The organism is Streptomyces odonnellii (genome assembly GCF_000981895.1).
In the GTDB taxonomy this organism is placed as follows: Bacteria; Actinomycetota; Actinomycetes; order Streptomycetales; family Streptomycetaceae; genus Streptomyces; species Streptomyces odonnellii.
Window position 1 is genome coordinate 38,786 of record NZ_LATD01000111.1, and the last position, 13,425, is coordinate 52,210.

The 13,425-nt window shown below is 71.5% G+C and carries 12 protein-coding genes; 5 read left to right on the forward strand and 7 right to left on the reverse strand.

Going from position 1 to position 13,425, the window contains the following annotated elements; translation table 11 throughout:
• Positions 1–12: 12 nt before the first annotated feature.
• Genes WH07_RS12445 through WH07_RS12460 form a run of 4 tightly spaced genes read right to left on the reverse strand, consistent with a single transcriptional unit; the run spans position 13 to position 4,409 of the window.
• Positions 13–1,422: an STM4012 family radical SAM protein gene (locus WH07_RS12445; RefSeq protein WP_046499482.1), complete on the reverse strand. Its 1,410-nt coding sequence runs from the start codon at positions 1,420–1,422 to the stop codon at positions 13–15.
• A complete protein-coding gene (locus WH07_RS12450; protein WP_079023168.1) occupies positions 1,419–2,231 on the reverse strand; it encodes an STM4013/SEN3800 family hydrolase in 813 nt (270 codons plus the stop codon). The genes WH07_RS12445 and WH07_RS12450 overlap by 4 nt, the downstream gene beginning before the upstream one ends.
• A 17-nt stretch (positions 2,232–2,248) precedes the next feature.
• A complete protein-coding gene (locus WH07_RS12455) occupies positions 2,249–3,454 on the reverse strand; it encodes an STM4014 family protein (protein WP_079023167.1) in 1,206 nt (401 codons plus the stop codon).
• 4 nt (positions 3,455–3,458) lie between these two features.
• A complete protein-coding gene (locus WH07_RS12460) occupies positions 3,459–4,409 on the reverse strand; it encodes an STM4015 family protein (protein WP_046499488.1) in 951 nt (316 codons plus the stop codon).
• Between the two features lie 160 nt (positions 4,410–4,569).
• Between WH07_RS12460 and WH07_RS12465 the strand changes: the two genes are divergently transcribed.
• Both WH07_RS12465 and WH07_RS12470 read left to right on the forward strand, forming a co-directional pair.
• Complete coding sequence (locus tag WH07_RS12465) at positions 4,570–4,908, forward strand: hypothetical protein (RefSeq protein WP_046499491.1); 339 nt, start codon at positions 4,570–4,572, stop codon at positions 4,906–4,908.
• Positions 4,909–4,997: 89 nt separating this feature from the next.
• Entirely contained in the window at positions 4,998–6,008 is a 1,011-nt protein-coding gene (locus WH07_RS12470; RefSeq protein WP_046499494.1) for a DUF6745 domain-containing protein, read from the forward strand.
• Between the two features lie 206 nt (positions 6,009–6,214).
• Here WH07_RS12470 and WH07_RS12475 read toward each other — a convergent pair whose 3' ends face one another.
• The 3 genes from WH07_RS12475 to WH07_RS12485 form a co-directional block, all read right to left on the reverse strand.
• Positions 6,215–7,108, reverse strand: coding sequence for a carbohydrate kinase family protein (locus WH07_RS12475; RefSeq protein WP_046499526.1), 894 nt, complete (start codon positions 7,106–7,108; stop codon positions 6,215–6,217).
• A gap of 105 nt (positions 7,109–7,213) precedes the next feature.
• Positions 7,214–7,834, reverse strand: a complete 621-nt coding sequence (locus WH07_RS12480; RefSeq protein WP_198533793.1) for a TetR/AcrR family transcriptional regulator — start codon at positions 7,832–7,834, stop codon at positions 7,214–7,216.
• Between the two features lie 30 nt (positions 7,835–7,864).
• Positions 7,865–9,046, reverse strand: coding sequence for a Glu/Leu/Phe/Val dehydrogenase dimerization domain-containing protein (locus tag WH07_RS12485; protein ID WP_046499498.1), 1,182 nt, complete (start codon positions 9,044–9,046; stop codon positions 7,865–7,867).
• A 243-nt stretch (positions 9,047–9,289) separates the two neighbouring features.
• Between WH07_RS12485 and WH07_RS12490 the strand changes: the two genes are divergently transcribed.
• The 3 genes from WH07_RS12490 to WH07_RS12500 all read left to right on the forward strand — a co-directional run.
• Positions 9,290–10,534 (forward strand): MBL fold metallo-hydrolase, encoded by a 1,245-nt coding sequence (locus WH07_RS12490; protein WP_046499502.1) that lies wholly within the window; start codon positions 9,290–9,292, stop codon positions 10,532–10,534.
• Positions 10,535–10,742: 208 nt separating this feature from the next.
• Complete coding sequence (locus WH07_RS12495; protein ID WP_046499505.1) at positions 10,743–11,630, forward strand: SIS domain-containing protein; 888 nt, start codon at positions 10,743–10,745, stop codon at positions 11,628–11,630.
• A 316-nt stretch (positions 11,631–11,946) separates the two neighbouring features.
• Positions 11,947–13,425, forward strand: a 1,479-nt coding sequence (locus WH07_RS12500; RefSeq protein ID WP_107073639.1) for a sensor histidine kinase, incomplete at its 3' end; no start/stop codon positions are given.

A 13,425-nucleotide genomic window follows, 5' to 3' on the forward strand; every position in this document is an offset into this window, starting at 1 on the left:
CCATGGGGCGGCTCACTTCACTTCGTACTCGGCCATCGCGGAACGAACGGAAGGGGAGAAGAGCGCCGGGCCCAGGGCGTCCGAGTACGCGAGGCCTTCGGGCGAGAGCCGCAGCAGCCCGGGGCCCGCGGCGGGGTCCAGCCAGCCGAGATCCGCGAACCGGTCCAGCTCGGCCGGGAAGTCCTCGGCGGGCGCCGAGCCGAACCGCTCGCGGTAGCCGGCCACATCCATGCCCTGGGCCTGGAGGAGCGACTGGAGCAGATGGCGGCGGCGCGCCTCGTCCCCGTCGATCCGGCGGCCGACCTCCGCCCGGGAGAAGTCCTCCGTCGCCGTATAGGTGTCGATGATGGTGCGTATCTGGCGCATGTCGACCGCGTAGTCGAAGGAGTAGTGGAGTCCCGAGGTGTAAGAACGGGCGCCGCAGCCCAGACCGATCATGCCGTCGGTCTGGCACGCGTAGTCGTCGGTCCGCGGGTAGCTGTTGACCTGGGTGTCGTCGTCTCGGGCGTCGTCGGTCCGGGTGTCGGAGAGGCTGTCCGGGCGGCGGAACATCCGCATGGACACTTGCTCGTACCCCTCGGCGAGCAGCAGGTCACGGCCCTGCCGGTAGAGCCGCAGCCGCTGCGCGTCCCAGGCGGCGTCGCCGCCCGCGCCGAGCCGGTCGAGACCGGTGAGCGGCCGTATGTACAGGGGGTAGAGATACAGCTCCTCGGGCCGCCAGGCGAGCGCCGCGTCCAGGGACCGGCGCCAGGTCGGCTCGGTCTGCCCGTCGATGCCGTAGATCAGATCGATGTTGAGGACCGGGATCCGGGTATCGCGGATACGGCCCAGCGCTGCTTCGACCTCGGCGCGGCGCTGCGGGCGTACGGCGGCTCGCGCCTCCGCGTCGACAAAGCTCTGGACGCCGATGCTCAGCCGCGTGGTGCCGCGGTCGGCGAGTACGGCCAGCCGGTCGGCCGTCGCCGTCGCGGGGGAGGTCTCCACGGAGAGCGGGACGGACCGCAGCTCGGCGCCCATCCGCTTCTCGGCGATGTCGCACAGCCGGTCCAGCTCCCCGGCGTCGAGAAAGGTGGGCGTGCCCCCGCCGAAGGCCGCGGCGGCGAACCGTACCGGATCGGTGCCTCCCTGACCGGGGCCGGTGAGCGCGTCACGTACGGCGGTCGCCTGCCGGTCGAGCGCGTTGAGATAACGGGTCGTCAGCTCGTCGGGGGCGCCGATCCGCGTGAAGAGATTGCAGAAGCCGCAGCGGACCTCGCAGAACGGTATGTGCAGATAGAGGGAGAGCGCGTCCTTGCGCTCACCGGCCCACAGCTCGCGCAGAGCCGGGCGGTCGGGCAGCGGACGGTACGCCGTCTTGTGCGGATAGGCGTAGACGTAACTCTCGTACGGGCGTGGCGCGGTGACGCCTGTGGTGCTGCTCATGGGGTGCCCCCGTGTTCCAGGAAGAAATGGGCGTACGGCACGGTCCAGACGGCCTCGTGGCCCAGCCGGTGTCCGGTCCAGCCGTCGTCGCCGTAGGTCGTGCCATGGTCGGAACAGACGATCGTGAAGCAGCGGCGCTTGCTGCCGGCGGCGGCGAAGAGCCGCCCGATGTGCCGGTCGACATATTCGAGAGCGGCGGCGTGCGAGGCCCGCGAGTCGCCCGCCTCCCTTGTCGCGCCCGGCAGATGGAACCAGTTGGGCTGATGCAGCGCCGACACATTGACGAAGAGGAACAGCCGCCGGTCGGGCTCCAGACCGGCGACGACTTCCTCCGCGCGGGTGATCTGCGCTTCGAAGGATTCCGGGGAGGTCACTCCGAACTCCGGCTCCCAGTGGCTCTCCTGGAACAGGCCGGGCAGTACGGAGCCGAGTGCGCCACGCCGGTTGAAGAAGCCGACCCCGCCGATGCACACCGTGTGATAGCCGGCCGCCGCGAGGCCCGAGACCAGATCGGGAGTGTCGAAGACAAACGTACGGTCGGCCGTGGTCTCGCTGCCCCCGAAGCGCGCCGCGAACAGCCGGGGATGGCTGCCCGGCACGGCGGGGGTGGGCAGAAACCCGGCGAAGATCGCCTGGTGCGAGGCGTAGGTGAAGCTGCCGGGCGCGTGCCGCTTCTCCCAGCGCCCGCCGGGGAGATGGCGGGCGAGACGGGGGATCCGGCCCGCCGCCGCGAGTTCCCGCGCGACATCGAAGCGCAGGGTGTCGAGGGTGACGAGCAGCAGATCGTCCCGCCCGACCACCTCGTTCATATCGGGGATCGCCGCGGTCATCTCAGCCGCGTCTCAGATGCCGACGTGGTCGTTTCCCGGTCATTTCTCTCCTTGGCCGTCCGGTGCGCCGTCCGGTGCGCTGTCCCGGATCTCGTACGGGCTCCCGTACGGGCGGGCAGGGCGGCGAGCTGGGCCGCGTAGGTGTCCAGGCCTTCGGCGCCACGGCCCGCCAGGCCGGTGAGTCCGGGCAGCAGATCGCCGAAGGCGTTGACCTCGCAGACCGCGAACCGCCGCCACCCCCGGGCAGGCAGCAGATCGACGCCCACACAGTGGGTGTCCGGGAAACAGGCCGCTGCCTCCTCGCAGACGGCGAGGGCGGAGGCCCAGCTTCCGCCCGCCGCTTCGATCGCCGCGCGGGCCGCGTCGAGATCCCCTCGCCGGCCGCCGAGATGCAGATTGGTCATGGGGGAGGCGCTCGTCCGCAGAACCGCGTGGGTGGCGCGGCCCGCGACGACCACCACCCGCAGATCGGCCGACCTGCCCTCCTGTGCCGCCTTGGGAACCCACTGCTCGATATGCAGCCCGTCGGGCGCGAGGGTGTCCACGATCGCGGCCACCTCGTGCTCGGTCGTATAACGGCGCACCCGCAGCGAGTTGAACAGCCGGCCCGCGCTGTCGCGTTCGACGGAGGTGGTGGCGCGCACCCGTCCGGGACCTGCCGTCTCGACGGCCAGGACCCCGGACGCCGAGGAGCCATGGGCGAGCTTGACGAACGCCCGGTGCAGTCCCGCCCCGGCCATCAGGGACCGTATGTCGTCCCAGCCGGACACGGCTGGAGCCGCCGGGCCCGAGGTGGGCGAGACGGGGACCGGCACCCCCGCCTCGTCCAGCACCCCGTGGCAGAGCCGCTTGTCGAAGAGAACCGCCAACTCGCCCGGGGCGGCGAGCAGTTCGGCCCCGGCGGCGGAGGCGGTCCGGGCCACGTCCCGCGCGGCGGCCATGAACCGCTCGTACCAGCGGCCGGTGCCCTCGACCCTCGTGGGGTCGTCCGTACCCCGCAGGAGCCGGTCCACCTCGGGGTCCTCGCCGGGCGAGTCGATCCGTACGGTCTCCCCGGCCCTGAACACCGCCCGGCCGCGCAGCACATCGAGCCAGGCCACCTCGCGGGCGGCGGGCAGCCCGGCGGCCCGGACGGCGTCCTGGAACAGGGCCGTGCGGCGGTTGCCGGGATTTCCGACGACGGCCAGGGTCAGGGGCGGCATCGGATCACTCCGAGACCGCGGTGTACCGGAAGTCCGGATCTTCCTCGACCCAGTCGACGTCCCCCTGCTCGGCGATGACCTCGACGCCGGACGCCCCGAGAGTGGCGAGGACACGCTCGCGCATCGTCTCGCCCAGATAGTTGTGGTGCAGGTCGAGCTTCTTGAGATGGGTGAGCGGCTGGCCCGCGAGCAGCGCCTCGGCGCCTTCGTCGCCGAGAGTGCCCATCGACAGGTCGAGGACCTCCAGGCCGGCGACGACGGGGGCGCTTGCCATCGCGATGGCAATCTCGTCCTGGATCTCGCTGTTGCGCAGGGCCAGATACCGCAGGCTCGGCAGGCGTGAGCCCGCCAGGATCGGTGCCAGGTCGGCCACTTCGGTGTTCGCGCCGTAATTGTCGACACCGAGCCAGATGTCGAGGTGCTCCAGCGCGGGCAGGTCGCTCGCGCCGATGGCCCGCACCACCTCGGCGTCCAGACCGCCCGTCTCGATGGTGAGCGAACGCAGCCGCTCATGACGGAAGGGGGTGAAGCGCAGTTCCTGGCCGCCCCGGACGCCGAATTCCAGCAGCTCCGGGAACGCGTCGAGCAGCGGGTTCACCAGTCCCTGGTTGATCCACGAGATCTCGCACTCCTCCCCGATGATGTCGCCGAGGAACAGCGAGCGCAGCGCGGGCAGCCGGTCGCGCGCCGCCACCAGGGCGGATATCACCTCCTCCGGGCCCGACTCGTACGAATCGCTCCACGAGCCCGCGATCAGTGCCCTGACCTCGGTGGTGTCCACGGTCTCGGCGAAGCGGGCGAAGGCCTCCTCCCACTCCTCCTTCGACTCGTACGCCTCGACAGCGATCCGCCAGGCCACGGAGGCCGGGGCCGGAAGCTCCGCCTTGGTGCCGGCGGAGGGGAAGTCGAACGCGGGCAGGCCGTACAGCTCCTGCAAATGGTTCGAAATGGTCATGGCGGATGCTCCAGACACCGGTGACGTAGATCGGCTGATGTGGAGCAGTTCTACCAAGCGGCACTGACAACGACGGTCGCCGGGGCGGGATTGTCAGACCCCCCGTCTAGCGTCGTTCTCAGGTTCGGCGCACTCGGCGCCGCCGGTGGAGGGGAGAGCCATGTTCCGGCAGGGAGACGTACTGATCGCGCCCGTCGCGGAGGAGTCCGTGCCGTCTCATCTCATGGACGCGGGACGGGTGTCCGGCGAGCCGAGGGATGCGCGGGGGCGGCTGGTCCTGGCGCTCGGCGAGGTCACCGGCCACGCCCACGCCGTGACCGGCCCCGGCCGGCTGATCCGTGAGCCGGGCGGCACGGCCGGGCCGATGTATCTCCATCTCCCGGACGGCGGGCGGGTGGTGCACGAGGAGCACGCGGCGATACCGCTGCCCAAGGGGTGGTTCCGGGTGGTGCGCCAGCGGGAGTACCTGCCGGGCGCGGTGCGTGTGGTCGCGGACTGAGCGTCCGTGCGGCGGTGTTGGCGCCGCCGCGGATACGGGCACCGGTGTGCGGGGCGGAGACAGGAACGACAGGGGACGGGGATTCGGACATGAGTGGAATGGACATGTGGCGGGCCGTCGCGGCGGCGACGGGGGAGACGGACCGGCCGGCGGCCGAGCGCGGGGTACGGCTCGCCTACCGGAGGGCGGGTCTCGAAGAGCCCGAGCGGATCATCTGGGCCGGATCGCCGCTGGCCGGGGCTGAGCTGGCGCGGTCGCTCGACGGTGCGGGACGGTCGGTGCGCGACGAGGTGCGCACCCGTCCCTGGGCCGAGGAGCGGCGCAGGCTGCATGACGCGCTGGGACCGGCGGGCTGGGCCGAGCACTGGAGTGCCACCGGCGCACAGCTCTGGGACACCGGCCGGGCGCTCGCGGAGCGGATAAGGACCGGGGTGGTGGAGGCGCTCATCGGTGAGCCGGCCAAGCCCGCGGAGGCGGCCGGGATCCGCGCGGTGCTGCTCGACGCGGTGCTCGGACAGCACGACGCGGCCTGGCTCGCGGCTTTCGACGGCCGGAGTGAGCGCCTTGAGGGACTCGCCGAGGTGGCGCGGCACGCGGGCTGGTGGTGGCCGTACGAACGCGCGGTGGTGATATGCGAGCGTCCCGCGGAACTCCACCGCGACGAGGCGGGCAGACTCGACCGCGGCGACGGCCCGGCGCTGGCCTACCCGGACGGGTTCGCGCTGTACGCCTGGCGTGGGATGCCGGTCCCCGCCGGATTCCTGAGCGAGCTGGCGTCCCTCACGCCGGAGCGGATCCGCGACGAGGCCAATGCCGAACTGCGCCGGGTGATGCTGGAGTACTACGGCTACGACCGCTATCTGAGCGAGTCGGGGGCCCGGCCCGTCCACCGGGACGAGACGGGGGTGCTGTGGCGGATCGCGCTCGACGGGGACGAGGACATAGCGATGGTCGAGGTGGTCAACTCCACCCCGGAGCCGGACGGTACGTACCGTACGTACTGGCTCCGGGTGCCGCCCACGACCAGGACGGCGAAGCAGGGGGTCGCCTGGACGTTCGGACTGGAAGCGGCGGAGTACGAGCCGATACGCCAGACCTGAGCGGTGCCCCGGCCGGACGGCCGACCGGGCCGGGGCAGCAGCGGGCAGCAGCGTTGGCGGGCCCCGGACTTCTCAGCCCGGAGCCTGGCGCGGCGGACCCGTACAGGCCCGGTCTGCCCAGACCCGGACCGCTGAGGCCCGGGCCGTCAGGTTCCGGCTTGTTCGGATCCGGCCTGTTCGGGCCCGGCCGTCAGGGCCAGGACCGCTCACTTACGGAGGGTCTTGAGCTTGCTGGTGACCAGGGCGTCCGGGCCGATCAGCGCCTCGTTGCCCCCGCTCGTACAGGCGTAGGCACCCGCCACCGCGCCCATCCGGGCGCAGGCTTCGAGGTCCAGCCCGGCCAGTCGTCCGTACAGGAAACCGCAGACGTACGCGTCACCCGCGCCGTTGGAGTCCACCACCGGCGCGGGCGGGATGGTCGCGGGGATCGGACGCGGTGTACGGCTCCCCTGACGGGTCATCAGATACGAGCCGCCCGCGCCGGCCGTCGCGATCACCGCTTCGGCCCGGCCCTCGCGCAGGATCTCCCGCATCACCGAGGCGATCCGCTCACCGGCCCCGGCCGCGCTGAGGAACACCAGATCGGACCGGAGGGCGAAGTCCCTGTGGTAGTCGCTGAGTCCGTCCCAGTCGTGCAGATCGGTCGAGGCGGGGACCCCGAGCGATTCGATGTCGTCGTAGAGAAAACGAGCGAAGTTGGTGATCGACAGATGGACATGCCGGGCACGCCGGAGGTGAGGCAGGTAGGAGTCGCGCGGCATCCGCAGATCGGCCGGGTCCCGGCCGTCGTAGAACGACATCCGGCGGCCCGTCCTGTCCACCAGGTTGACCGCGCGCCGGGTGCCGGCGGGGGAGATCAGCACCTCGAAGTCCACACCGCCTTTTGTGAGTCGTTCGCGGACCTGGCCTCCCGTCCAGTCGTCCCCTATGAAGTCGAGGAACTTGACGTCCAGGCCGAGCGCCCGGCAGCCGAGCGCCACATTGCCGCCGGTGTGGCCGGGCCATTCGCGGATCGGCCCGACCCCGACCGAGTCCGCGAGCGGAACCGGCAGCGAGTCCACCCGGACGACGGTGTCCACCCCGCTGCCCCCGACGACCAGCACATCATGGCCGAGCTGATCCGTCGGATCGGTCTGCTGCTGTGCCACAGTCTTCCGTCTCCCTGTGTGGTTCCGGATGTCCGGCGGCTCCGGTCCGGCCGCCGGTTACTTCCCGGGCCTGTCGAACGCCGCGCGGTCGACGCCCAGTTCGCGGGCGAGTGCCTCGTCCGCCCACTCCAGCATGGTGGTGCGCGGCAGCGAACCCGCGTACGACGTCATCTGAACCGCGAGTCCGTCCAGCATGGCCGTCAGCCGTCCCGCCGCCGACACCGGGTCCGCGCAAGCGAATTCGCCCGCCGTTGTGCCTTCGGCGACCACCTCGGCGAGGGCCGTCTTCCACTGCCGGTCGAGACCGAGCGCCACCTCGCGCAGCGCGGGCTCGCGCAGGGCCGCCGCCCATCCCTCGATCCACAGTCGCCAGCCCTTGGCCTCGCCGGTCGGCGCGTACCAGCGGACCGCGCCGTGCAGCCGCTCCAGCGCGCTCGCACGCCGGCCGAGCAGCGCGCGCAGCCGGGCCAGATCGTCCTGCGCGGCATACGCGAAGGCGGCCGCGACCAGCTTCTCCTTGGTCGAGAAGTGGTAGAGGACCAGGGCGCTGCTGACGCCGAGCGCGGCGGCGACATCGGCGATCCGCAGGGCCGCCACCCCGCGTGCCTCGATCTGTCCGACGGCGGCCCGCAGCAACTCCTCGCGCCGCTCCGCCACACCCAGCCGCACCCTCGCCACGCGGCCCACCCTATCGATCTTCCGGGCCCCTCACCGGTACCAGCCGTATCGCTCCGCGATGACCTGGAGGCGGGCCGCGGCCATGGTGTGGGCGGCGGCACGGGGGGTGGTGCGGCCGGTTTCGGCACGGGTCAGCATGGTGCCGACGAGGGTGCGCATCGCACGGCGGATGTGGGCGAAGGCCTCCTCCGCGTGCGGGCCGATGTCACCGAAGAGGGTCCACCACCACCAGGCGTTGGTCGCCGAGTTGACGACGACATCGGGCAGGACGGTGATACCGCGTGCGGTCAGCGCTTCCTCCGCCTCGGGCCGTACGGGCATGTTCGCCGCCTCGACGATCCAACGGGCTTTGATCGTGCCCTGGTTGCCGGTGTCGATGGCGTACGAGACGGCCGCGGGCACCAGTACCTCCGCGTCGGCGGAGAGCCAGGCGTCGCCCGGCAGTTCCAGGACGCCGGGGCGGAGGGCGGCGCGGTCGACCGTGCCGTACGGGTCCCGGGCGGCGAGCAGGGACTCGATGTCCAGACCGTCCGGGTGCGCGATGGTGCCCTTGACGTCGGCCACGGCGACGATCCTCAGCCCGGCCCGGGACAGGAAGCGGGCAGTCGCGCCGCCCATCGTGCCGAGCCCCTGCACACTGACCCGGGTTCCTCGGTATGCGGTCCCGGCCCGGTCCAGCGCGGTGAGCACCGATTCGGCGACCCCGCAGCCGCCGACGAGCGCGTCCAGACCGAGGCCGTCGACCCGCACCGCGAAGGCGTCGGCGAGGCGCTGCCTGGCCGCCCGCTCGTCGTCGAGCAGCGGATGGACCGCCTGGATGGTGGAGACGAGACCGGCCTCGGCGGCGGCTCTGTCCACGGTGTCCTGGGTCAGGCCCAGATCCTCGCCCATGGTCCAGAAACTCTCGATGTACGGGCGCATGGCGCGCAGATAGCGGACGAGCACGCCGTACGCGTCGGGTTCTCGCGGATCGCAGTCGATACCGCCCTTGGCGCCGCCGAGAGGTACATACCGTACGGTCGGGTCGTCCGCGTCGAAGTGCAGGGCCTCCTTCATGGTCATGCCACGGGCCAGACCGGTCACCTCCTCCAGCGAACACCCCGCGCGCATCCGCAGCCCGCCGCTGGCGACCCCTCGTACCAGCCGGTCCACGACCAGAAAACCCCGCCGGCCGGTGACATGGTCCGTCCAGGTGAGCGACAGCAGCGGCATCGGGCGGTCTCCTCGTCGTACGTATGAGCGAACTGTCAACTGAATCGCTGGTCAGTATGTCAAAGGGCGCGTTCCGTCTCATCGCCCCGGACCGGGCGGAGTTCAGGGGTGTTCCTGGGAATCCTGGGGGCAGTGACGACGTTGTACGGCCGTGCGCGGGACGGGGGAAGTCCGGTTCATTCGCCCCGCACACAGAAACCCGCCCGGACATAATGGGACAACACCGAACCTCCAGGAGGTGCTGTGACAGCCACTGGTTCCACCCCTTCGTTGCGCTCCCGGCTGCGCACGCTGCGACCCGCGGCCTTCGGGGCCGACTCGGCAGGAGCGAGGCTGGAGCGGATCCACCGCTCGCCGAACTTCGCCGACGGGGTGTTCCAGAACCCGGTGGGTGCCAGGACCAGACCGTCCGGCTCCGGTCTGGAGTTCGCGAAGGTCTACTTCCAGAAGGAGGCGCGGGCACGGCGGGCCCCGAGCGGCACTGTGCCGGTGCACTCCACCACCCTCGCCGACCTGGCGAAACCCCCGTCCTCCGGGCTTCGGCTCACCTGGATGGGCCATTCGAGCGTGCTCGCCGAAATCGACGGCCGGCGTGTGCTCTTCGATCCGGTCTGGGGCGAGCGGTGTTCACCGTTCGCCTTTGTCGGCCCCAAGCGGCTGCACCCCGTGCCCGTACCGCTCGCCTCCCTCGCCCCCCTCGATGTCGTGGTGATCTCGCACGACCACTACGACCACCTCGATCTGCCCACGATCCGGGCCCTCGCCTCCACGGACACGGTCTTCGCCGTGCCGCTCGGGGTCGGCGCCCATCTGGAGCGCTGGGGCGTGCCCGCTGAGCGGCTGCGCGAGCTCGACTGGAACGAGTCCGCCGAAGTCGCCGGCATCCGGCTCACTGCCACTCCCGCACGCCACTTCTGCGGCCGTGGCCTGCGCAATCAGCAGCACACGCTCTGGGCGTCCTGGGCCGTCGCGGGACCCGAGCACCGGATCTACCACAGCGGGGACACCGGCTATTTCGCAGGCTTCCAGGACATCGGCGCCGAGCACGGCCCGTTCGACGCCACCATGATCCAGATCGGCGCCTACAGCGACTACTGGCCGGACATTCATATGACCCCGGCCGAGGGAATGCGCGCCCACCTCGATCTCCAGGGCGGGCGGCCGAGCGGTGTGATGCTGCCGATCCACTGGGGCACGTTCAATCTCGCGCCGCATCCCTGGGCCGAGCCCGGTGAGGGTACGGTCGCGGCCGGCGCGGAGGCGGGAGCCGCGATCGCGCTGCCGCGCCCGGGCGAGCCCTTCGAGCCGACCGGGGAGGACATTCCGACGGCTCCCTGGTGGCGGCCGGTGGCGGTGGTTCCGGCGGGCGGCTGGCCCGCGGTCTCCGGCGTGGCCGCCGGCGTCACGGGTGTTGCCGCGGCTCAGGACTCCGGTACGGCGGGCGGGGGCAAGGCCGGGGAACCGGCCGGGAAGGCATCACCCGCCTGAGAAAGGCGGGAGCCGTGAGGCTCTGGGACTCCTGGTGCTGATGAGGCCTGATGTCTGAGGCCTGATGTCTGAGGCTTGATGCCTGAGGCTTGGGGTCTGATGCTTCAGGCCTCTGCCCTGGGCCGGACCTCCGGCCTCGTGCCGCCCGGCCACTCCGTAGCATGCCCCCGGAACCGATTCCGGGGAATGCAGGGGAGTGGAGACGCGCATGACGCATGTCGAGGCGGAACTGACCACCCAGCCCGCGTGCTGGCGCCGGGCGGCGGCGTTGGCGGACGAGGTGCGCGACCGGCTGCCCGGGGCCGGCGAGCGCACGGCCGTCGTGGGCTGCGGCACCTCGCTGTTCATGGCCCGCGCCTATGCCTCGCTCCGTGAGGGCGCGGGACTGGGCGAGACCGACGCCTTCGCCGCCTCCGAGTTCCCCACGGGCCGGCGCTACGACCGGATCGTGGCGCTGACCCGCTCCGGCACGACCACCGAAGTGCTGCGGCTGCTCGCGGATGTGCGCGGTACGGCCCGTACGACCGCGATCACGGCCGACCCCGCGACCCCGGTGCGTTCGGCCGCCGACGACCTGGTCGTTCTGGACTTCGCCGATGAACGGTCCGTCGTCCAGACGCGGTTCGCGACCACGGCCCTCACCCTTCTGCGGGCCCATCTCGGTCTGCACACCGACGCCGTGGTCAGGGACGCCGAGAGCGCTCTCACGGACCGGCTACCCGACGGCGTGACCGAGTGCACGCAGTTCACCTTCCTCGGACGGGGCTGGTCGGTCGGGCTCGCGGAGGAAGGCGCGCTGAAGATGCGTGAGGCGTCGCTCGCCTGGACCGAGGCGTATCCGGCGATGGAGTACCGCCACGGCCCGATCAGCATCTCCACCCGCGGGACGGCGACTTGGGCGCTCGGTCCCGCTCCGGAGGGCCTGGCGGAGCAGGTACGGGCGACCGGCGCGCTCTGGGTGGCCGGTCGGCTCGACCCGCTCGCCGAGCTGGTACGGATCCAGCGGCTCGCCCTCGCACTGGCGGACCGCCGCGGCCTCGACCCGGACAGTCCGCGCCATCTCACCCGCTCGGTGATCCTCCCGCCGTCCGCGTAAGGCCCCCGTGCAAAGCGCCGCGTGAAGGTGAACCCGCCGCGTGAAGGTGCCCGCGTGAAGCCCTCCGTATGAAGGTGCCCGAGTCCGTGAACCGCCAATGCGGTATTTCGGGCTGATGTGCGAGGACTCATACCGGAGCGGGACGCTCTGTGGGCAAGTTGCTCAACTGCCCACCACAGATGAACGAGTGGCGACTACTGTGTGTGCCCGGTGATCAACGGAGGGCTTATGTACGGTACGACGGCCCTGCCGCTGCGTCACTGCCGAGAGCACCAGCACGCTGCCGATTCCTGGGGCCCCACGTACGAGGACACTGATGTCTCAACTTCGCGCACCCGTCACACGGCCGGAGTGCCGTGAGGGCGGGCGGCACGGCCGGCCGGGCACCCGCTCGTTGTCATCCGCGGCCAGGGCAATGGGGAGCGGGCCATTGCCGCCGGACGCCCGGATGCGTCCTCAACTCCTGCGCACCGCCGTCCTTCCGGCGATAGTCGCCGCGCTGAGCGGCGCCGCCGCCGTGGTGGTCACGCTCCGTTCCACCGCGGCAGAACCGACCGCCGAGATCTGGACGGCGCTGGTCGGCACCGCGATGCTCGCCTTCGCGGCCATCGGCGCGGCGGCCCTGGGAGCGGAACGTACGGCCAAGTCCATCGTCGACCGCTGCGAGGCCCTGCGCCGCACCACCGCACGCGGCCAGGCCGAACTCCGTACGGTCGTCGAGCAGATCGGGCGGGGCGAGCGCGTGACCCCGCGCCGCCCGCAGCCGCCGCCCCCGGCGGACGCGCCCGTCGGGGACGAACTCGACGTCCTGGCACGGGAGATGGGCCGATCGCACGAAGCGGCCGTCACCGCCGTCCTCCAGGCGTCCCGGATCTCCAGCAGCGTCGGCAACGAACAGAAGGTGGAGGTCTTCGTCAATCTGGCCCGTCGGCTCCAGTCGCTGGTCCACCGCGAGATCCAGATCATCGATGAACTGGAGAACCAGGTCGAGGATCCCGAACTGCTCAAGGGCATCTTCCAGGTCGACCATCTCGCGACCCGTATCCGCCGGCACGCGGAGAATCTCGCCGTCCTCGGCGGGGCCGTCTCCCGGCGCCAGTGGACCAGGCCGATCATGATGAGCGAGGTGCTGCGCTCGGCCATCGCCGAGGTGGACCAGTATCCGCGGATCAAGCTGGTGCCGCCGATCGAGGGCGCCCTGTGCGGCCACGCCGTCGCCGATGTGATCCATCTGCTGGCCGAACTGATCGAGAACGCCACCCAGTTCTCGTCCCCGCACACCCATGTGCTGCTGCGGACCCAGTATGTGACGGCGGGTCTGGCCGTCGAGGTGGAGGACCGCGGCCTCGGAATGTCCGTCGGCGAGCAGGAGAGGATGAACGCTCTGCTCGCCGATCCCGACCAGGTGAGTGTCGCGCGTCTGCTCCAGGACGGGCGGATCGGGCTCTTCGTGGTCTCGGCGCTCGCCCGCAGACACGGGATCGCGGTGCGGCTCCAGCCGAATATCTACGGTGGGGTGCAGGCCGTACTGGTCGTACCGCAGGCGCTTCTGGGCGCCGAGCAGACGGAGGAGCCGGGGGCCGGGCAGCACGGCCGGCCGCCCGCACCCACCGGGGCTCCCGTGCCCGCGCCCACGGTCGCGGTGCCCGTACCGCGGCAGCACACACCGGTGGCACCTGAGCCCTTGTACGAAACGCCGCCTCCGCCCGCCGCACAGGCACCGGCGGTACCGCCCCCACCGGCCGTACCACCCCCACTCCCACCACAGCCCGTACCACCTGCATCAGCCGTACCA

Coding starts and splice junctions, on each gene's coding strand:
- WH07_RS12445 (WP_046499482.1), bottom strand. CDS start 1,422: ATGAGCAGCACCACAGGCGTCACCGCGCCACGCCCGTACGAGAGTTAC.
- WH07_RS12495 (WP_046499505.1), top strand. CDS start 10,743: ATGACGCATGTCGAGGCGGAACTGACCACCCAGCCCGCGTGCTGGCGC.
- WH07_RS12460 (WP_046499488.1), bottom strand. CDS start 4,409: ATGACCATTTCGAACCATTTGCAGGAGCTGTACGGCCTGCCCGCGTTC.
- WH07_RS12450 (WP_079023168.1), bottom strand. CDS start 2,231: ATGAACGAGGTGGTCGGGCGGGACGATCTGCTGCTCGTCACCCTCGAC.
- WH07_RS12485 (WP_046499498.1), bottom strand. CDS start 9,046: ATGCCGCTGCTGTCGCTCACCTGGACGGACCATGTCACCGGCCGGCGG.
- WH07_RS12470 (WP_046499494.1), top strand. CDS start 4,998: ATGAGTGGAATGGACATGTGGCGGGCCGTCGCGGCGGCGACGGGGGAG.
- WH07_RS12455 (WP_079023167.1), bottom strand. CDS start 3,454: ATGCCGCCCCTGACCCTGGCCGTCGTCGGAAATCCCGGCAACCGCCGC.
- WH07_RS12465 (WP_046499491.1), top strand. CDS start 4,570: ATGTTCCGGCAGGGAGACGTACTGATCGCGCCCGTCGCGGAGGAGTCC.